The sequence below is a fragment of the Marinobacterium sp. MBR-111 genome (genome assembly GCF_040547585.1).
GTDB lineage: Bacteria > Pseudomonadota > Gammaproteobacteria > Pseudomonadales > Balneatricaceae > Marinobacterium > Marinobacterium iners.
This window is the reverse complement of record NZ_JBEPQA010000013.1, coordinates 46,234-64,270: the sequence shown is the minus strand read 5'-3', so window position 1 is coordinate 64,270 and position 18,037 is coordinate 46,234. Positions and strand designations below refer to the sequence as shown.

Annotated in this window: 20 protein-coding genes; 8 read left to right on the top strand and 12 right to left on the bottom strand. The window is 55.6% G+C overall.

Annotation, left to right across the window (positions count from 1 at the left end; all coding sequences use genetic code 11):
* Positions 1 to 9: 9 nt before the first annotated feature.
* From ABIE61_RS10790 to ABIE61_RS10770, 5 genes are all read right to left on the bottom strand, one after another.
* On the bottom strand, positions 10 to 624 hold the full coding sequence (locus tag ABIE61_RS10790) for a glutathione S-transferase family protein (protein WP_354409345.1): 615 nt from the start codon (positions 622 to 624) through the stop codon (positions 10 to 12).
* A gap of 1 nt (position 625) precedes the next feature.
* Entirely contained in the window at positions 626 to 1,501 is an 876-nt protein-coding gene (locus ABIE61_RS10785) for a coiled-coil domain-containing protein (RefSeq protein ID WP_354409344.1), read from the bottom strand.
* Between the two features lie 116 nt (positions 1,502 to 1,617).
* The gene (gene groL, locus ABIE61_RS10780) at positions 1,618 to 3,264 is read right to left on the bottom strand and encodes a chaperonin GroEL (protein WP_206839396.1); all 1,647 of its coding nucleotides are present in this window, start codon (positions 3,262 to 3,264) and stop codon (positions 1,618 to 1,620) included.
* Positions 3,265 to 3,332: 68 nt separating this feature from the next.
* Positions 3,333 to 3,626 (bottom strand): co-chaperone GroES, encoded by a 294-nt coding sequence (locus ABIE61_RS10775; protein ID WP_091821661.1) that lies wholly within the window; start codon positions 3,624 to 3,626, stop codon positions 3,333 to 3,335.
* A 214-nt stretch (positions 3,627 to 3,840) separates the two neighbouring features.
* Entirely contained in the window at positions 3,841 to 4,314 is a 474-nt protein-coding gene (locus ABIE61_RS10770) for an FxsA family protein (RefSeq protein ID WP_354409340.1), read from the bottom strand.
* 297 nt (positions 4,315 to 4,611) lie between these two features.
* Here ABIE61_RS10770 and ABIE61_RS10765 point away from each other — a divergent pair, with 297 nt between their 5' ends.
* From ABIE61_RS10765 to ABIE61_RS10755, 3 genes are all read left to right on the top strand, one after another.
* Positions 4,612 to 5,373 carry an SDR family oxidoreductase gene (locus ABIE61_RS10765; protein WP_091821667.1) on the top strand — a complete coding sequence of 254 codons (762 nt, stop codon included), beginning with the start codon at positions 4,612 to 4,614 and terminating at the stop codon, positions 5,371 to 5,373.
* A 115-nt stretch (positions 5,374 to 5,488) separates the two neighbouring features.
* Complete coding sequence (locus tag ABIE61_RS10760) at positions 5,489 to 6,826, top strand: AmpG family muropeptide MFS transporter (protein WP_354409337.1); 1,338 nt, start codon at positions 5,489 to 5,491, stop codon at positions 6,824 to 6,826.
* Positions 6,827 to 6,900: 74 nt separating this feature from the next.
* A complete protein-coding gene (locus ABIE61_RS10755; protein ID WP_091821675.1) occupies positions 6,901 to 7,116 on the top strand; it encodes a hypothetical protein in 216 nt (71 codons plus the stop codon).
* A gap of 36 nt (positions 7,117 to 7,152) precedes the next feature.
* Here ABIE61_RS10755 and ABIE61_RS10750 read toward each other — a convergent pair whose 3' ends face one another.
* Positions 7,153 to 7,635 carry a YajQ family cyclic di-GMP-binding protein gene (locus tag ABIE61_RS10750; RefSeq protein ID WP_091821678.1) on the bottom strand — a complete coding sequence of 161 codons (483 nt, stop codon included), beginning with the start codon at positions 7,633 to 7,635 and terminating at the stop codon, positions 7,153 to 7,155.
* Between the two features lie 80 nt (positions 7,636 to 7,715).
* On the opposite strand from ABIE61_RS10750, the gene ABIE61_RS10745 reads away from it, so the two are divergent.
* Genes ABIE61_RS10745 through ABIE61_RS10735 form a run of 3 tightly spaced genes read left to right on the top strand, consistent with a single transcriptional unit; the run spans position 7,716 to position 10,005 of the window.
* On the top strand, positions 7,716 to 8,633 hold the full coding sequence (locus tag ABIE61_RS10745) for a ketopantoate reductase family protein (protein WP_354409334.1): 918 nt from the start codon (positions 7,716 to 7,718) through the stop codon (positions 8,631 to 8,633).
* Complete coding sequence (ppk2, locus tag ABIE61_RS10740) at positions 8,626 to 9,435, top strand: polyphosphate kinase 2 (protein ID WP_354409331.1); 810 nt, start codon at positions 8,626 to 8,628, stop codon at positions 9,433 to 9,435. The genes ABIE61_RS10745 and ppk2 overlap by 8 nt, the downstream gene beginning before the upstream one ends.
* Positions 9,436 to 9,444: 9 nt before the next feature.
* Positions 9,445 to 10,005, top strand: coding sequence for a cob(I)yrinic acid a,c-diamide adenosyltransferase (locus ABIE61_RS10735; protein ID WP_091821686.1), 561 nt, complete (start codon positions 9,445 to 9,447; stop codon positions 10,003 to 10,005).
* A gap of 9 nt (positions 10,006 to 10,014) precedes the next feature.
* Here ABIE61_RS10735 and ABIE61_RS10730 read toward each other — a convergent pair whose 3' ends face one another.
* Positions 10,015 to 11,559, bottom strand: coding sequence for an HDOD domain-containing protein (locus ABIE61_RS10730; protein WP_354409327.1), 1,545 nt, complete (start codon positions 11,557 to 11,559; stop codon positions 10,015 to 10,017).
* 296 nt (positions 11,560 to 11,855) lie between these two features.
* Between ABIE61_RS10730 and ABIE61_RS10725 the strand changes: the two genes are divergently transcribed.
* Entirely contained in the window at positions 11,856 to 12,431 is a 576-nt protein-coding gene (locus ABIE61_RS10725) for a Z-ring associated ZapG family protein (RefSeq protein ID WP_354409325.1), read from the top strand.
* A gap of 34 nt (positions 12,432 to 12,465) precedes the next feature.
* On the opposite strand, the gene ABIE61_RS10720 is transcribed toward ABIE61_RS10725, so the two are convergent.
* On the bottom strand, positions 12,466 to 13,227 hold the full coding sequence (locus tag ABIE61_RS10720; RefSeq protein WP_354409322.1) for a Nif3-like dinuclear metal center hexameric protein: 762 nt from the start codon (positions 13,225 to 13,227) through the stop codon (positions 12,466 to 12,468).
* 85 nt (positions 13,228 to 13,312) lie between these two features.
* Here ABIE61_RS10720 and ABIE61_RS10715 point away from each other — a divergent pair, with 85 nt between their 5' ends.
* Entirely contained in the window at positions 13,313 to 14,461 is a 1,149-nt protein-coding gene (locus ABIE61_RS10715) for a Do family serine endopeptidase (RefSeq protein WP_206839358.1), read from the top strand.
* Between the two features lie 72 nt (positions 14,462 to 14,533).
* Here ABIE61_RS10715 and hisD read toward each other — a convergent pair whose 3' ends face one another.
* From hisD to ABIE61_RS10695, 4 genes are read right to left on the bottom strand one after another with little or no spacing between them, the layout of a single operon-like run.
* Positions 14,534 to 15,838 carry a histidinol dehydrogenase gene (hisD, locus tag ABIE61_RS10710; RefSeq protein ID WP_354409319.1) on the bottom strand — a complete coding sequence of 435 codons (1,305 nt, stop codon included), beginning with the start codon at positions 15,836 to 15,838 and terminating at the stop codon, positions 14,534 to 14,536.
* On the bottom strand, positions 15,835 to 16,485 hold the full coding sequence (gene hisG / locus ABIE61_RS10705) for an ATP phosphoribosyltransferase (protein ID WP_354409317.1): 651 nt from the start codon (positions 16,483 to 16,485) through the stop codon (positions 15,835 to 15,837). Before hisG ends, hisD begins: the two co-directional genes overlap by 4 nt.
* A 16-nt stretch (positions 16,486 to 16,501) precedes the next feature.
* Positions 16,502 to 17,764 carry a UDP-N-acetylglucosamine 1-carboxyvinyltransferase gene (murA, locus tag ABIE61_RS10700; protein WP_091821708.1) on the bottom strand — a complete coding sequence of 421 codons (1,263 nt, stop codon included), beginning with the start codon at positions 17,762 to 17,764 and terminating at the stop codon, positions 16,502 to 16,504.
* Between the two features lie 19 nt (positions 17,765 to 17,783).
* Positions 17,784 to 18,023 carry a BolA family protein gene (locus tag ABIE61_RS10695; RefSeq protein ID WP_091821712.1) on the bottom strand — a complete coding sequence of 80 codons (240 nt, stop codon included), beginning with the start codon at positions 18,021 to 18,023 and terminating at the stop codon, positions 17,784 to 17,786.
* Between the last annotated feature and the right edge of the window lie 14 nt (positions 18,024 to 18,037).

Sequence of the window (18,037 nt, the reverse complement as noted above, 5' to 3'; positions counted from 1 at the left end):
ACCTTCCTGTTATTTGGCGGCTTTTGCCATCAGTGTCTTTTGCGCCGGATGCGACAGTATCGACTTGATCCAGCGATGCACCTCGGGATAGGCACTGTAGTCAAATCCGCCCAGTTTGGGCCAGCTCAGCACCGTCGCACCGTGAATATCCGCAATGGTAAGATGATCACCACTAACCCATTCACGTCCCTGTAACTGCTGCTCCAGCGTCGGCAAAAACCGATTCAGCTCTTCACTGGCGCGCTCAATCACAGACTGATCGGGATTGTCCTTGTTGAACTTGAACTGGATCAATATATCCAGTGCCGGCACTTCCATCTGGTTACTGACAAAAAGTGACCAACGCAGGATATCCGCTTCCTCTTCCGGAGTAGTACCCCAAAGACGACCGTTGCCGTACTTCCGCGCCAGATAGAACAGAATCGCCTGCGTTTCGAACAGCACCAGATCACCATCGACCAGCGTGGGAATTTTTCCAGTGGGGTTAAGCGCCCGATACTCGCTGGTTTGAGTCTGCTCACTGCGCGGCAGCATATCCACCGCTTCGTACTCCAGCCCCAGCTCTTCGAGTGCCAGCATCACCATGCCGGCACGGGAAAACACACTGCCATATACTTTGATCATGCTACTGCTGCTCCACTTTGAGTTGCAGATTGTTCAACTGCTGCCGAATACGCAACAGGTCCTGATTGATTTGACGTCGGGTTCCATCAATGGCGCTGATCGCCTGCTCATTCTGGCGGATCCGCTGCGCCAACTCGGCACTGCCACCCTGGCCGTCTTGCAGGCCGGTCAATTGCTGAGTCAGCTGCTGTTGTACCTTGAGCCGACCTTCACTTTCCACTTTCAGGCCCTGCTCCAGAGTGGCCAACTGCTGTTCCAGCCCCTTAAGCCGAGCATCCAGACGCTGCTGCGTGCTGCTGACAGCAGACTTGGCAGCGCTGGCCTCTTCAAGCGCCTTGCCTGCCTGAGCCGCCTGCTGGCGGATCGATTTCAGACTGCTGCCCAACTCGGCCAGAGAGCCCTCAAGTGTTTTCAACTGTTCGGCATGCGCATCCAGCTGAGGCTTGTTACGCTGATAGGCAATGGTCCACAGCTTGGCAATTTCAGAGTCAACATGGGCCACCCGCTCGTTCACACGCCCACTCAGGTCTTCCAGCCGCTGCTGCAGCGTCTGACCGGATTGAGCTGCGCTGTCAGACGTAACCTCCAGCATCTCCTCCAGCACCTCTACCCGCTGCTGTGCCTGAGTCAAATCCTGTTCCAGCTGCTGCAAACGCCCCTGCTGTTCCGTAAGTGTGAAACCCAGGTAACCAACCCCGGCCACCAACAGCAGCAGGATCAACGTTATCAGAAGGCTGCCGCCCCGCCCCGCTCCGGCAGGAGCTGGTGTAACCGCCGCTCGTTCAGTGGGGGCGCTGGAAGAAGTGCGGGACACCGGCTCGACGACGATTGATTCCAGCCCGGCCGTGTCCAGGCCTGGCTCCTTGCGTTCACTCATGATGTTTCAATTTCTCTGTCGGCGTTAAGCGCTCAACCCTAGCAGGTTTGCCGGGAACGAAAAAGCCCCGCGTATGCGGGGCTTTCAGGGCCATTAAAGGCGAGAGGGAGGCTGAATCACATCATGCCGCCCATACCACCCATTCCGCCCATGCCGCCCATATCCGGCATGCCACCGGCATTCTCTTCCGGGTGGTCGGCAACCATTGCTTCAGTGGTGATCATCAGGCCAGCGATGGAGGCAGCCGCCTGCAGCGCAGAACGAGTCACCTTGGCCGGGTCGATAATACCCATTTCCATCATATCGCCGTACTCTTCGGTACCCGCGTTGAAGCCGAAGGCTCCTTCACCAGCACGTACCTTGTCGACTACGACAGAGCCTTCGCCACCGGCGTTGCCCACGATCTGACGCAGCGGTGCTTCCATGGCACGCAGTGCCAGCTGGATACCGATGGTCTGATCATGGTTGTCGCCTTGCAGGCCTTCCACCTTGCTCAGCGCACGGATCAGGGCAACACCACCACCCGGTACCACGCCTTCTTCAACGGCAGCACGGGTTGCGTGCAGAGCATCGTCAACGCGGGCTTTCTTCTCTTTCATTTCCACTTCGGTGGCAGCACCCACCTTGATTACGGCCACACCGCCTGCCAGCTTGGCAACGCGTTCCTGCAGCTTTTCACGATCGTAGTCAGAAGTGGTTTCTTCGATCTGGGTACGGATCTGCTGTACACGTGTCTCAATATCAGCCTTGGTACCGGAGCCATCGACAATCACCGTGTTTTCCTTGGTGATGTTGATGCGCTTGGCAGTACCCAACTGTTCAAGAGTAACCGTTTCCAGGCTCAGGCCGATCTCTTCAGAGATTACCTGACCACCGCTGATCACGGCGATATCCTGCAGCATCGCCTTGCGACGATCACCAAATCCAGGCGCCTTGACGGCACATACCTTGACGATGCCACGCATAGTGTTAACTACCAGCGTCGCCAGTGCTTCACCCTCAACATCTTCAGCTACGATCAGCAGCGGACGGGAAGACTTTGCAACCTGCTCAAGTGTTGGCAGCAGTTCACGGATGTTGGAGATTTTCTTGTCTACCAGCAGGATGAACGGGTCTTCCAGCTCAGCTGACATGTTCTCTTGGTTGTTGATGAAGTAGGGAGACAGGTAGCCACGATCGAACTGCATACCTTCAACCACATCCAGTTCGTTATCGAAGCCGGATCCTTCTTCAACAGTGATGACACCGTCCTTGCCTACACGCTCCATCGCTTCAGCGATAATGCGACCGATTTCCGGATCAGAGTTGGCGGAGATGGTGCCCACCTGCGCAATCGCCTTGGAGTCTTCGCAAGGTACAGACATGGCTGCCAGCTGTTCTACAACCGCCTTAGCAGCCTTGTCGATACCGCGCTTCAGGTCCATCGGGTTCATGCCAGCGGCAACGGACTTCAGGCCTTCGTTCACGATCGCCTGAGCCAGAACGGTTGCAGTGGTAGTACCGTCACCGGCCACATCGTTGGCCTTGGAAGCGACTTCCTTGACCATCTGTGCACCCATGTTCTCGAACTTGTCTTTCAGTTCGATCTCTTTGGCAACGGATACGCCATCCTTGGTCACGGTCGGTGCACCGAAGGACTTGTCCAGTACCACGTTACGGCCTTTCGGGCCCAGAGTTGCCTTTACTGCATCAGCCAGGATGTTCACGCCCTTGAGCATGCGCTGACGGGCATCATCACCAAAACGTACGTCTTTAGCAGCCATTGTTCACTAGTCCTGTATTCAGTATCGAGTTAATAAGTTGACGATTTGAGCGACGCGAAGCTGAGCTTTCAGTCTTCCAGGACGCCGTAGATCTCACCTTCCTGCATGATCAGCAGTTCATCACCATCGACTTTGACGGTGTTGGAGCCGGCATACTGACCGAAGAGGATCTTGTCACCCACTTTTACGGAAGGCGCCTGAATCTCACCGTTATTGAGAGTCCGGCCCGGACCTACTGCCACGACTTCGCCACGGTTGGGCTTCTCGGCTGCAGAGCCCGGCAGCACAATACCGCCAGCCGTAGTGGTCTCTTCTTCGCTGCGGCGAACTACAACACGGTCGTGAAGTGGACGAATTTTCATCTGGTTGTTCTCCTGGTATCTAGGATCCAATGCGATGTTGTTGTTAATGCGGACGCGATGCGCGATCCGAATTCAGGTTGCAACGTTAATGGGGGGAGCCTTCCGGCTTTTCAATGCCTGAACTGCAACTTTTTTTTGCAGCTGCAGAGCTCTCCATCCTGCAGCAGGAAATGGGGGGGACAGGGGGTGTTTTCAAGGGGCCGAACAGGATTTTTTATCGATCTCGATGGGTGATTTCACCTTCAATCGGGTCACGCTCTTCTACCGTTCTGTAGTCATCCGGATCTGCCGTGTACACGTGCATTTCTTCGGTCTGATTCCGGTGAGTGGCTGCCACTACGGTAAAGCGCCCGATCAGGGGTTTGATCAAGGCCCGTCGTACAGCCGGGATCAGGCAGCTGAAGCCGATCACATCCGTCACAAAGCCCGGAGTGACCAGCAACGCACCACCCACCGCAAGCAGGATCCCCTCGGCCATCTCCTGCCCCGGCACCTCACCCTGATCCATGCGTTGCTGGGCGCGCGCCAGCGTCGACAGGCCCTGATGGCGCAGCATGTTGACACCGATAAAGGCGGACAACAGTACCAGTCCAACGGTGTACCAAGCGCCTATTGCCTGTCCCACCTGAATCAGGACGGTGATTTCAATGATTGGAATGATGATGAACAACAGAAAGAGAACGCGCATGTGACTCCTGCAAGGCAAGCTGGATATAACAATCGGACAGTCACATGATCGCTCAGTTCCGACCCAAAGTCATGCTGCCGTAACCAATCCAAGCATATAAGAGAAAACCCTTATTTTACAAAAAGTTAAGCTTTCACCCCTCTTATCTCTTAGACACCAAAACCCTCCATTATTAGTACATTTCATGACTTTTTTGCGACAGATATAGACTTTTTGGACGATGCAAATTAAATTGTTGCACTGCAATATGTTGCGGCGCACAATAAGAAACTACCATTTGATTAGAGGGGATTCCCGATGGAACTCAAAGATAAAGTGATCGTTGTAACCGGTGGAGGCCGCGGTCTGGGCCGCGCCATGGCGCTTGAATTGGCTGGCAAGGGTGCCAAGCTGGCACTGGTAGACCTGAATCAGGATGACCTGGACCAGACCGCTGGCCTGTGCATGGAAATGGGCGTCGAAGCACGCACCTACACTGCCAACGTGGCCGAAGAAGCCGATGTTGAAAAACTGTTTACCGATATCGTGCGTGATTTCAGCAGCATCAACGGCCTGGTCAACAATGCCGGCATCACCCGTGATGGCCTGTTCATCAAAGCCAAGGATGGTCAGGTGGTCGGCAAAATGTCGATGGAGCAGTGGAATCAGGTTATCGCCGTCAATCTGACCGGTACTTTCCTCTGCGCGCGTGAAGCCGCCGCCAAGATGATTGAGCTGGGCTGTGAAGGCTGCATTATCAACATCTCTTCCGTTTCACGCTCCGGCAACATGGGCCAGACCAACTACACCGCCACCAAGGCTGGCGTCGAGGCCATGGCTGTCACTTGGGCCAAGGAACTGGCACGCTACGGCATCCGTGCAGCCTCCATTGCACCGGGCTATATCGGTACCGAAATGGTAATGAGCATGAAGCCGGAAGCACTGGAAAAGATCGCATCCGGCATCCCGGCCAAGCGCTTGGGCAAACCGGAAGAGATCGCCAAAACCGTCACTTTCATTCTTGAGAACGACTATGTGAATGGTCGCTGTCTGGAAATTGACGGTGCACTGCGCATCTAGTTCCCCTGATGCAGCGCCGGCGTTCGCGCCGGCCTGCAGCACCCGCCTTTCGCTGTTGCACCAACCACTTTCCGCTATACTCGGGCCTTTCTGAATTAGCCGGACCCGCATCTATATGCCGCACTCATGGAAAGAAACCTTCTCCCGATACCGTGATATCCGCCTGCTGTGGATCTTTCTGATGGGATGCTCCAGCGGTTTTCCCTTTGTGCTGATTGGCAGCAGCCTCAGTGGCTGGCTTGCCGACGCTGGCACCAGCCGTGCTGACATTGGCCTGCTGGGAACCGTAGCCACCGTGTATGCGATCAATTTTCTCTGGGCACCACTCGTAGACCGAGTAAAGCTGCCACTGGTCGGCCGCCTGGGACAAAGGCGCGGCTGGATTTTCACTACCCAGATACTGATGTTGCTGTTCGTTTTGCTGATTTCGACCGTGGATCCAGCCTCCAATCTGGTTCTGGCAGGGGCTTTGGCATTGGGTATTGCCGCCAGCTCCGCCACACAGGATGTAGCCATCGATGCCTTTCGAATAGACCAATTTGCTCGTCATGAGAAAGAAAAGCTGCCCCCAGCCGCCGCAATGGCCATTATTGGCTGGTGGACCGGTTACTCATGGCCGGGCTACCTGGCCTTTGTTCAGGCTGATCGCATCGGATGGAACGGGGTCTACTTGCTGATGGCCGGCATCATTCTTCTATTAATGCTGTTTACCCTGATCGTACGGGAGCCGGTCACCTCACGTGACCTGTTGCAGGAGCAGGCTGATCGACGCTACCAGCAAGAGCTGCACAGCTCGAAAATCGTTGCCTGGCTGATGGTCACCGTGGTGGAACCGTTCGCCGAGTTCTTCCGCAAGAATGGTATCAAGGTCGCACTCATGCTGATGCTGTTCATCTTCCTGTTCAAGGTGGGTGAGGCTTTTCTTGGTCGGATGTCGATTGTGTTCTACAAAGAGGTGGGGTTCAGTAATGAGCAGATCGGCGAATATACCAAGATGTTCGGCTGGTTTGTAACCGTGAGCTTTACCCTGCTCGGTAGTGCCTTTAACACCCGTTTTGGTGTTGTGCGTGGCTTGTTGCTGGGCGGTGTTGCGATGGCGTCCAGCAATCTGATGTTTGCGGTGATCGCTGCCGTCGGCCCGGTCGAGTGGCTGCTGGTCCTGACCCTGATTGTGGATAACTTCACCACAGCATTTTCGACCGTGGCGTTTGTCTCATTTCTTACGCTGCTGACCGGTCGCGCCTTCAGTGCAACCCAGTATGCACTGCTGGCCTCGTTGGGCAACCTCAGCCGGACCACGCTGGCCGGCCTCAGTGGCTACAGCGTTGACTGGCTGGGGAGCTGGGAGCGGTTCTTTATCGTCACGGCCCTGATGGTGCTGCCATCACTGCTGATGCTCTGGACCCTGCGACATCGGTTTGATGCAATAGCCGTTGATGCCGACAATAAATGATATCAATTATCATTTACAATAAATTCTACGACAGATAGAGTAACTGCTGAACCGAATGACAGCAGGAGTCTGACATGACATTTCAAATTAACGCTTGGCTGGAGCATCCCCAACCCAGCCTCAGTATCAGCGATAAACTCAGCGGCGCAACTTTGATGGAGTGGAAAGGCCCACAGCTGCACCGGCTGTTCACTAAAGGAGGGCTGGTAGCAGAGGACTTCAGCCACTGTGGAGAGCAGGAACAGCAGGCGCTGGCACGCGAACTGTTTCTGCTCTGTTGCCAAGACTAGACTCAGTAAGCCGAGTACACACTCGGCTTTGCCCAATCAGTCACGGAAGTTGTTGAACTGCAGCGGCAATTCGACATCAGACTCACGCAGCAGCGCGATCGCCTCCTGCAGGTCATCGCGCTTTTTGCCGGTCACGCGCACCTTGTCACCCTGAATCTGGGTCTGCACTTTCAGTTTGGCATCCTTGATCACCTTGCTGATCTTCTTGCACAGCGGCTGGTCGAGTCCCTGACGCAGGACCACCTCCTGCTTCGCCTTCACACCGCCCAGATCCGGATCCTTGATCTCCATACACTTGATATCGATCTTGCGCCCGGTCAGCTTGGCCTTCAGCATTTCCAGCATCTGCTGCAGTTGAAAGTCCACTTCCGCTTCCAGTGTCACCACCTCACCGCTGAGTTCATATGCCGCCTTGACACCCTTAAAGTCATACCGGCTCTGTAGCTCACGGTTGGCCTGATCGACAGCATTGGTTACTTCATGCATATCCAGCTCAGACACTACATCGAATGAAGGCATTTCAACTCTCCTGTTAATATCGGTTTCATCCCCGCCTGAAACGGGGCTAAGATCATGCTTTTTGGACCTGCGGAGTACCCATGCACTGGTACATTCTTGGCGCTGGCGCGATTGGACGCCTCTGGGCCTGCCTCTTCGAACACGGCTCGGTACCAACGACCCTTATGCTGCGCGACAAGGCTGCACTGAAAAGCTGGCAGCATGGCAACAACATAGAGCTGCATGAGTCAGGTCAGGTACAGCGCTGCTCACCCAAAGCGGAAACCATCAACAACCCCAACCCGATCCGGCACCTGCTGGTCACAACCAAGGCCTATGATACCCTGACTGCGCTGCGTGCCATACAACATCGGCTGCAACCCGACTGTCAAATTGTGCTGTTGCAGAACGGTATGGGGCAGCAACAAGCCGTGCTTGATCTGCTACCCGACTGCCAGCTCTGGGCAGCCACCACTACAGCCGGCGCCTGGCGCGAGCCACCCAACAGGCTGCACTGCATCAGCCGAGGCGAAACCCTGATCGGCCCACTGACCCCAGCTTCACCTGTTCTACCTGATGGCTGGGACCGGTTGCCTCTGACACTGAAAAGCTGCAACGAAATTCTGCCGGTACTGTGGCGCAAGCTGGCAATCAATTGTGCCATTAATCCGCTAAGCGCCCTGGAAAACTGCCGTAACGGCGAACTGCTGCATAATCAGCATCGCCTGCAACTGCTGCGACAGGTTTGCACCGAAGTCGAGCAGGTAGCCGCAGCAGCCGGTATCACACTGTTTACCGAACCGCTGCATCAACAGGCAGAAGCCGTGGCACATGCGACAGGCGACAACCTGTCTTCTATGCTGCAGGATATACGCCATAAGCGACAGACGGAAATCGAACAGATTACCGGTTACCTCTGCCATCGAGCATCTGAATATGGCATCGCCACCCCACTTAATACGGCCCTGCTTCATCAGATCAGAACATTGACAATGGAAAGAGAACATCGGAATGACTGAACCGCACACACCGGTTTACCCCTACAAAAAAAAGCTCAAGCGTGACCTCTACGAAGCGGAAAAACGCGAGCTGCAAATTGAGTTGCTCAAGGTACAGCGCTGGGTACGAGAAACGGGGCAGAAGATTCTGATCATATTCGAGGGGCGCGATGCCGCAGGCAAGGGAGGTACCATCAAACGCTTCATGGAGCACCTCAATCCGCGTGGCGCCCATGTCATTGCACTTGAGAAGCCAACCGAGCGTGAGAGGTCGGAATGGTATTTCCAGCGCTATATAAAACACCTTCCCGCTGCTGGTGAGATCATCCTGCTCGACCGTTCATGGTACAACCGCGCAGGCGTCGAGCGTGTAATGGATTTCTGCACCCCGTCGGAATACCTGGAATTCATGCGCGAAGCACCGGAGCTGGAACGCATGTTCGTGCGCAGTGGCATTCGACTGTTCAAGCTGTGGTTTGAAGTCAGCCGAGAGGAACAGTTCACTCGTTTCCAGTCACGCCGTACCGACCCGCTCAAGCACTGGAAACTGTCTCCGGTTGATCTGGCATCGCTGGACAAGTGGGATGCCTATACCGAAGCCAAGGAATCGATGTTCTTTCATACCGACACGGCAGACGCCCCCTGGACCATTATCCGCTCTGATGACAAGAAACGGGCACGCCTGAACGCAATGCGCCATATTCTCAGTCATTTGCCTTATCCGGATCCGAATCCGGACATTCAGATCGAACCCGACCCTCTGATCGTACAAGCGGCACACATCAGCCTGCAACAGCGAAGCCCATCAACGGAGCAGAACTAAGGAACCCACATGAGTAATCGTCTCACTCGAATCTATACTCGCAGCGGCGACAGCGGTACTACCGCTTTGGCCAACGGCCAACGCATCCCAAAATATCACCCGCGCATCGAGGCACTTGGTGATGTGGATGAACTCAACAGCCTGCTGGGGCTGCTGCTGGCTGAGATTGACATGCCGGACAGCCTGTCACCGCTGTTGCAGCGCATTCAGAATGACCTGTTTGATATCGGCGGCGAGCTTGCCGTAGCGGACCCGGATTACACTGTAATCACACAGGAAGTGGTTCTATGGCTTGAGCAGCAACTGGATAGCCTCAACACCGAATTGCCGCCACTGGAGGAGTTTATTCTGCCCGGCGGCAACCGTGCAGCCGCTCAGGCTCACCTCTGTCGCTGTGTGTGTCGGCGCGCCGAACGCCGGGTTGTTGAACTGGCCGGTACCGACAGTGTCAACCCGCAAAGTGCAGCTTACCTCAACCGACTCTCAGACCTGCTGTTCGTGTGTGCCCGTACACTGAGCCGCCTCAATAGTGGTACTGAAGTACTTTGGCAGCCACGCCGACCAAAGTAGGCGCAGGTATTAACGCCGATGACGCAGGACCTCCAACCCAAGACGGGCCTGCACCAAAAACTGGTTGAATACCCGAAATTCCTGATCCTCGACAATACTCCCCGGTGTGATTTTATCGGCATAGATTAAGCCGATCACCCTGTCATTAACGACCAGAGGCGCCATGATGAAACCACGTGGATCCACCTGTTGCATGAACTCGGCTGGCAGCCGGTCACGCCAGCCCGGCTCATCGGTATCAGGCACCAGCAAGGTCATACGCTTATCCATCAGACGAAAGAACAGCGTAGCCCACTCATCATCGCGCCTTAGCTGAAAAAAATGACGCAGCGGTCGTCCATCGAGTCCCGACACCAGTTTTGCCCTGAGTTCCTTGCCTTCAGAACCGAGCATACAGAACGCCGAACGCTCCAAAGCACAGCTTTTTACAATCGCATCGACAGCCACTTCCAGCAGACTGGTGGCACCGGCCTGCTCACTGATGAGTTCGTTCAGCCGCTGCAGATAGATAAGCTGTTGTTCCATCCAGTGAGCTTTTTCATCCAACTGAGCCGATTCAAGCGGGGCCGGCACAACGTCAGGGTCGCGTCGGCGAGCCTCTCGGGAGTGGACATAATAGGCCAACTTGCGGGTAGCTTCGTCCAGTGGCGCATCTTCAGACGCCTCGACGCGAGGACTGATGGTACTGTTCCTGAGACCGTACTCATCAGCCAAATCACACACCTGACGAAACGCTTCGCTGACATGCAGATCCAGGCTGTCCACCGGTTGCCGGGTAGCTGATGCCAGATCCAGCATCAGCTCAGTGTAATCCAGGTCACCGGAAGTATCACGTCGATAGATCAATTCCAACAGATCATGACAGCCGGCGGCCAAGCGATGATTCAGCTTGTCCTTGCCGTGCAGTTGATCGGCTGACAGCGGATCCATCGCCTGTACTACGGTTTTTGGAAAGCCCCAGCTTTGCGCCAAATCCTGGCCTATGTCACTGAAGTGCCCACCCAGCGCCTGTAGCTGGATACGTGGCCACCCCTCTCGCTTGAGGGCACGCTGGCGCAGCATGTCGCGATAGGTATCCGGCAAGGTGAAGGCAACGATAATCTCCCCCAGTCCGTAGAGCAAACCACAGATATAGGTTTCCTCTATATCAACAGCCCCGGCCGCAGCGGCCATTTCCCGGGCGATGGACGCATTGAGAAAGGCACTGATCAGCAGCTGCTCGATCCCTGTATCCGGTTGCTCATCCCGAAAGCTTTCGATCAGCTTGAGGGTCATGCAGAGATTGTGAATCCGCTCAAAGCCAATCAGTACAACCGCTCTGGAAACGGCGCTTATTTTGCCCTGGCCTCGATTGTAGGTGTGGGTATTGGCTATCTTGAGCAGTTTGGCTGACAGGTTGGCATCTTTCATCACTGCCATGGCCAGAGCCATGGCATCACTTTGTCGGGAGCTGCTGACCTGACGAATACGATTCACCGTAGCACTGAATACAGGCAGGTCACCCAGACGATCCAGGCGGGCATAAATAGCGTTAAGTGTTTCCTGGTATTTCAATCTAGGCTGTCCTCACCGCAATATACTGTCGCAATTGGACGGCATTGTATCAGAGTTACCCGCCGATCACGCCTTGATCCAGCGGGTACAGAAGAGTCTCTTCTAAGCTGCACAACGGATACTCGCTGTGACTGACATCAAGCCAAGGCGCACTTGCACAGTATAGCTGAGGGCTACTCGACCAACCGCCTATGGACACGACTCTTGCGACAAGAATAATGGTTGATGCATGGGTTTCAGGATCGCTTTACTTTAATATGAAGGCGTTAACAGATTTTGTGAATGAGGACTGAGGCGTGGAACAAAGCAACATATGGATTATCACACTGATTGCCCTGGCGATCGGCGCCCTCATCGGTTATCTGCTGGGTCGTGCCGGTGGCTCTTCGAATCGCGAGCAAGAGCTTGTGGATGAATTGGACAGCGCCCGCAGCGAGCTTGAGCAGTACAGGACCAAAGTTGGTCACCATTTCGAGGAAACGGCCGAGCTGGTTAATGGTCTGAGCGAACAGTACCGCAAGGTGCACCAGCACCTCGCCAACAGCGCAGAGTCGCTTTGCCCAGGGCTACCGGCCTCAATGGCACTGCAGCATGAGGCACCGCCCAAACTGGGCCAGGACATTCCAACCGTGACAGATGCGCTTGATAACAGCGAACAGGAAGAGCTCCCGGAGCCACCGCGTGATTACGCTCCGAAGAAGTCCGACGAAGCGGGCACCCTGTCTGAAAGTTACGGCTTGAGCCGTAAAGAGCAGGCAGAAGCGGAAGAGCACACGAAAGCGCCTGCCGCCCATGATCCGACTGCTTACGGTGATGATGCACCGGAGGATGATTCCCATAAGCGTTCTTCAGAGCAGAAGCCAAAAAACTGACCCTTCCGCCCGCTTTATTAGGGTACTTCAGGGCTTACACCGGGTTGTCGATATCGACAAACCGGTGTTCCAGCCCGAACTGCTCAGCCAGATGTTCCCCAAGGGCCTGCACACCATAACGTTCGGTTGCATGATGGCCCGCACCGATGTAGTGAATTCCCGCTTCGCGCGCAATGTGCACCACCGGCTCTGAAATCTCGCCGCTGATGTAGGCATCCGCACCCTGTGCCAGCGCATGCTCAATCATCCGCTCTGCAGCCCCGGTACACCAGGCGACCGTTCGAATATCATGACTCCCGCCACTTATAACCTGCGGACTGCGACCCAATACATGGCTGATGCGCTGCTCCAGTGCCTGCAGTGAAAGACTTTGTGGCAGTCGACCCACATTCCCAATGGCCGGAGCAGAGCCCGGCTCAAGCGGCCCTTCTACCTCGAAACCCAGCAGCTCAGCCAATCTGGCGTTATTGCCCAACGTCGGATGCGCATCAAGTGGCAAATGATAAGCCACCAGGTTGATATCATGCTGCAGCAAAGTTTTCAGGCGACGCTGCTTGATCCCCGTCACAACCTGAGACTCGCCCTTCCAGAAGTAGCCATGGTGTACCAGTACCAGATCAGCCTGCCACTCAACAGCGACATCCAGCAGCGCCTGACTGGCTGTCACCCCTGTGAGAATACGGCTAATCCGGGAACGCCCTTCCACCTGCAGGCCGTTGGGACAATAATCGCGGAAACTGCCGACCTGAAGCAGCTGGTCACAATATTTCACCAGCTCATTGATATTCATCGACATCAATTCCTCCATCAATTTTCAAAACAGCTCGCGCAGCCGTATAATCAGTCCAGTCTGAAATGATGTACAGGTGCAATCAAGCAAGATGCGCAGAGTATCCTATCTCATCTGGCCAGTAGTAACCGGTATTCTTGCCGCTCTGCTGATACTGCAATTTTATCCACAGCTGATCTCACCGCCCGTCACCACTGTCGAGATCCGCGAGGCCGCCTCCTCTGAACTGACACTGCCAGCACGAGAAGGCGTGGTGTCCTATGCTGACGCGGTCGACAAAGCAGCTCCTGCCGTGGTGAACATCTATACACGCACACTGGTTCGCCAGCCAGTCAACCCTCTTTTGAATGATCCTTTCTTCCGCAATTTTTTCAATGCCGAGCAACTGCCACAACGCGACCGAATAGAGTCCAGCCTTGGCTCTGGCGTTATTCTTAACGAACAAGGATATGTCGTCACCAATAATCACGTTATCAGCGGGGCTGACAGTATCGTGGTGGCACTGCGTGATGGCCGAGAGGCACAGGCCAGCGTTGTCGGCCTTGACCCGGAAACGGATCTCGCCGTCCTCAAGATAGAGCTTACAGACCTGCCCAGCATCACTCTGGCGGCCAATGACGAGCTGCGCATCGGGGATGTCGCACTGGCGATAGGCAACCCCTTCGGCGTTGGCCAGACCGTTACCATGGGGATCATCAGTGCCACCGGTCGTAACCGCCTTGGCTTGAGCACCTATGAAGACTTTATCCAGACCGACGCCGCGATCAACCCCGGAAATTCTGGCGGGGCGCTGGTGGATGCACACGGCAACCTGGTTGGCATCAATACCGCCATTTTTTCCAAATCCGGAGGCTCGCAGGGAATCGGTTTTGCCATCCCCTCATCGTTGGCAAGACAGGTGATGCAGGATTTGATCAGCCATGGCCGTGTAATCCGTGGCTGGCTCGGCGTAGAGATTCAGGAACTGACCCCTCGGCTCGCCGAGTCATTCGGTGTTGGTGAGCGGCCTGGCCTGATTGTGGCGGGAATCTTCCGTAACGGCCCGGCCCACCAGGCAGGACTCCAGCCCGGCGATATTCTGCTGCAGGTTGAAGGCGAGCCGGTCTCCACCAGTCGCGCCACCATGAATCGTATCGCTCGCTTCAAGCCTGGACAGAAAATTGCTCTGGGTGTCCTTAGGGACGGTCATGAGATGATGGTTACAGCCAGCATTGGTGAGCGCCCACCCAGCCGTAACTGACACATCCGCCACTGAAACAGATAAAGGCTCCCTCGGGAGCCTTTATTGTGCACGCTGCATGCTGTTTTCGGATCAGTTCTTGATCCTGTACTCGGCCGAGCGCGCATGAGCGGTCAGGCTCTCGCCACGAGCAAGCACCGACGCCACCTTACCCATTTCCGATGCCCCATCGGCTGAGAACATGATCAACGATGAGCGTTTCTGGAAGTCATAGACTCCCAGAGGAGACGAGAACCGCGCCGTACCAGAGGTCGGCAGTACATGATTGGGACCGGCACAGTAATCTCCCAATGCCTCCGCTGTGTAGCGTCCCATGAAGATAGCCCCGGCATGACGAATCTGAGGCAGCAGTGCAACCGGGTCTTCCACAGACAGCTCCAGGTGTTCCGGCGCAATACGATTGCTCAGCTCTGCCGCCTGTTCCATATCGGCAACCTTGATCAGCGCAGCACGGTTCTGCAGCGAAATTTCGATAATCTCGCGCCGTTCCATGGTTGGCAGCAGCTTGTTGATACTGGCCTCAACCTGGTCCAGGTAGTCTGCATCCGGGCAGATCAGAATCGATTGCGCATCCTCGTCATGTTCAGCCTGCGAAAACAGGTCCATCGCAACCCAGTCCGGGTCTGTTTTGCCGTCGCATACCACCAGGATTTCGGAGGGACCGGCAATCATGTCGATACCAACAGCACCAAAAACGGCACGCTTGGCTGTCGCGACAAAAATGTTGCCCGGACCCACGATTTTGTCTACCCGCGGCACCGTTTCAGTGCCATAGGCCAGTGCAGCCACCGCTTGAGCGCCACCAATGGTAAACACACGGTCGACACCTGCCAGCGCTGCCGCTGCCAGTACCAGTTCGTTGAGAACGCCTTCAGGGGTGGGCACAACCATTATGATTTCACGCACGCCTGCCACATGGGCCGGCAGTGCATTCATCAGCACCGAAGAGGGATAGGCCGCCTTGCCACCGGGAACATAGATGCCAACACGGTCCATCGGCGTGATTTGCTGGCCCAGCATGGTGCCATCGGCTTCAGTATACTGCCAAGACTCACCCTTCTGCCGTTCATGGTAGCCACGCACACGGTCGGCTGCCTTTTCCAGTGCAGCGCGCTGCTCAGCCGGCAGGCCATCCAGTGCCTGCTGCAAACGCGCCTGCCCCAGTTCAAGATCCTGCATCGACCGGGCATTGGTGCGGTCAAAGCGGTTGGTGTACTCGACCAGTGCAGCATCGCCTTCGGTACGTACACGGCCAATCACTTCATTGACGATCGTGTTGACCTTGTCATCTGACACACTTTCCCACGCCAGCAAGCGGCTCAACTGCTGATCAAAATCGGACTGCGCCGCATCCAGACGTTGAACGGAGATACTCATGCTGCTCCCTCCCGACGTGCGTCGATCGCCTGCTGCAACTGATCCAGAATCGGCTGAATCAGTGCGTGCTTCATTTTCATTGACGGCTGGCCAACCACCAGACGAGAGCTGATATCCGCAATGTGCTGCATCGGCTCCAGGCCGTTGGCGCGAAGGGTGTTGCCGGTATCCACGATATCCACGATTCGGTCGGCTAGCCCCATGATCGGCGCCAGTTCCATCGCACCGTAGAGCTTGATGATGTCGACCTGCTGCCCCTGACGGGCAAAGTACTCTCGAGTCAGGTTGACGAACTTGGTCGCCACCTTCATACGCCCCTCAACCGCGGACGCATTCTTCATCCCGGCTACCATCAGCTGACATTTGGCAATTTCAAGGTCCAGTGGCTCATACAGTCCCTCACCACCATGCTCCATCAACACATCCTTGCCTGCCACTCCCATATCGGCACCGCCGTATTCAACATAGGTGGGCACATCGGTCGCCCGAATGACCACCAGCTTGATATGCGAATGATTGGTATCGAAAATCAGCTTGCGACTGCTGAATATGTCCTCAGCCGGGACGATATCGGCCGCTGCCAGCAGCGGCAGGGTCTCTTTCAGAATGCGCCCCTTTGACAGGGCGATGGTCAGCTGTTGTTTCATTGGCCTCTTCGCTCACTCAGCCCGGGACGCGGCGAATACGCGCGCCCAGCAGCTGCAATTTCTCTTCGATGCATTCATAACCGCGGTCAATGTGATAGATGCGGTCAATTTCGGTTTCGCCTTCCGCCACCAGGGCTGCAATCACAAGGCTGGCCGATGCGCGCAGATCGGTCGCCATCACAGGTGCACCTTGCAGCTTTTTGACACCTTCAATAATGGCTGTATTACCTTCTATGGAGATGTCCGCGCCCATGCGGATCATCTCCTGCATGTGCATGAAGCGGTTTTCAAATACGGTCTCGCGGATCTTGCCCACACCGATCGCAACCGCATCCAGTGCTGCAAACTGTGCCTGCATATCGGTCGGGAATGCAGGATAGGGAGCGGTTGTAACACTGACCGCTTTCGGCCGCTGTCCATGCATATCCAGGCTGATCCAGTCTGCACCGGTTTCAATCTCGGCACCGGCCTCTCTCAATTTTTGCAACACGGCATCGAGTGTATCCGGCCGTGTATTCTTGCACTTGACCCTGCCTCCGGTCGCGGCCGCAGCCACCAGGAAGGTGCCGGTTTCAATTCGGTCCGGCAATACCGAGTAACGACAACCCTTGAGTGATTCCACACCATGTACGGTAATGGTGTCGGTACCGGCCCCGCGCACATCCGCCCCCATCGCATTGAGGCAGTTGGCAAGATCGACCACTTCAGGCTCACGAGCAGCATTTTCGATGATGGTTTCACCTTCTGCCAGTGCCGCTGCCATCAGGATATTTTCTGTCCCGGTTACGGTTACCACATCAAAAAATACACGCGCGCCCTTTAGACGACCGTTGCTGCTGGCACGGATGTATCCGTTTTCAACGACGATATCGGCCCCCATGGCCTCAAGGCCGCGGATATGCAGATCAACCGGGCGGCTGCCGATGGCACAGCCCCCTGGCAGGGATACTTCTGCTCGACCGAAGTGTGCCAGCAAAGGCCCAAGTACCAGAATCGAGGCGCGCATGGTTTTTACCAGCTCGTAGGGCGCGCACAGATCGGTAATGGTACTGGCGTTGAGCTCAACGCTCAGCTTTTCATCAACAGTCAGATCCACTCCCATGCGGCGCAAAAGCTCCAGCATGGTGGTAATATCATGCAGATGGGGCAAATTGCATATAGTGACCGGCTCATCCGCCAGCAAGGTCGCGGCCAGGATCGGCAGTGCCGAGTTTTTGGCGCCGGAGATACGGACCTCTCCATTGAGGCAGGCACCGCCTTCGATAATCAGTTTGTCCATCGGTATTCCTGCTGGAAACTCAGTTCAGTGCGGCCCATTGTTCCGGGGTATAGGTCTTGATGGTTACGGCATGAATGGCGCCGCTGGCGATCTGTTCGGTGAGGCAGCCGTATACCAATTGCTGCTTCTTGACCGGTGTAAGGCCAGCAAATACATCACCGACTACGGTCACCTGAAAATCACAGCCTTCCCCAGCCGTGTAAGCGGTGCAACCGTCAAGCTGCTGTTCCAGAATCTGTTTTACTTCATCGGCCTGCATTCGCTACTCCCGTG

Bases quoted from the DNA above. Each gene is read 5' to 3' on its own strand.
- ABIE61_RS10790 (WP_354409345.1), bottom strand. From the start codon at position 624: ATGATCAAAGTATATGGCAGTGTGTTTTCCCGTGCCGGCATGGTGATG.
- ABIE61_RS10785 (WP_354409344.1), bottom strand. From the start codon at position 1,501: ATGAGTGAACGCAAGGAGCCAGGCCTGGACACGGCCGGGCTGGAATCA.
- groL (WP_206839396.1), bottom strand. From the start codon at position 3,264: ATGGCTGCTAAAGACGTACGTTTTGGTGATGATGCCCGTCAGCGCATG.
- ABIE61_RS10775 (WP_091821661.1), bottom strand. From the start codon at position 3,626: ATGAAAATTCGTCCACTTCACGACCGTGTTGTAGTTCGCCGCAGCGAA.
- ABIE61_RS10770 (WP_354409340.1), bottom strand. From the start codon at position 4,314: ATGCGCGTTCTCTTTCTGTTGTTCATCATCATTCCAATCATTGAAATC.
- ABIE61_RS10765 (WP_091821667.1), top strand. From the start codon at position 4,612: ATGGAACTCAAAGATAAAGTGATCGTTGTAACCGGTGGAGGCCGCGGT.
- ABIE61_RS10760 (WP_354409337.1), top strand. From the start codon at position 5,489: ATGCCGCACTCATGGAAAGAAACCTTCTCCCGATACCGTGATATCCGC.
- ABIE61_RS10755 (WP_091821675.1), top strand. From the start codon at position 6,901: ATGACATTTCAAATTAACGCTTGGCTGGAGCATCCCCAACCCAGCCTC.
- ABIE61_RS10750 (WP_091821678.1), bottom strand. From the start codon at position 7,635: ATGCCTTCATTCGATGTAGTGTCTGAGCTGGATATGCATGAAGTAACC.
- ABIE61_RS10745 (WP_354409334.1), top strand. From the start codon at position 7,716: ATGCACTGGTACATTCTTGGCGCTGGCGCGATTGGACGCCTCTGGGCC.
- ppk2 (WP_354409331.1), top strand. From the start codon at position 8,626: ATGACTGAACCGCACACACCGGTTTACCCCTACAAAAAAAAGCTCAAG.
- ABIE61_RS10735 (WP_091821686.1), top strand. From the start codon at position 9,445: ATGAGTAATCGTCTCACTCGAATCTATACTCGCAGCGGCGACAGCGGT.
- ABIE61_RS10720 (WP_354409322.1), bottom strand. From the start codon at position 13,227: ATGTCGATGAATATCAATGAGCTGGTGAAATATTGTGACCAGCTGCTT.
- ABIE61_RS10715 (WP_206839358.1), top strand. From the start codon at position 13,313: ATGCGCAGAGTATCCTATCTCATCTGGCCAGTAGTAACCGGTATTCTT.
- hisD (WP_354409319.1), bottom strand. From the start codon at position 15,838: ATGAGTATCTCCGTTCAACGTCTGGATGCGGCGCAGTCCGATTTTGAT.
- hisG (WP_354409317.1), bottom strand. From the start codon at position 16,485: ATGAAACAACAGCTGACCATCGCCCTGTCAAAGGGGCGCATTCTGAAA.
- murA (WP_091821708.1), bottom strand. From the start codon at position 17,764: ATGGACAAACTGATTATCGAAGGCGGTGCCTGCCTCAATGGAGAGGTC.
- ABIE61_RS10695 (WP_091821712.1), bottom strand. From the start codon at position 18,023: ATGCAGGCCGATGAAGTAAAACAGATTCTGGAACAGCAGCTTGACGGT.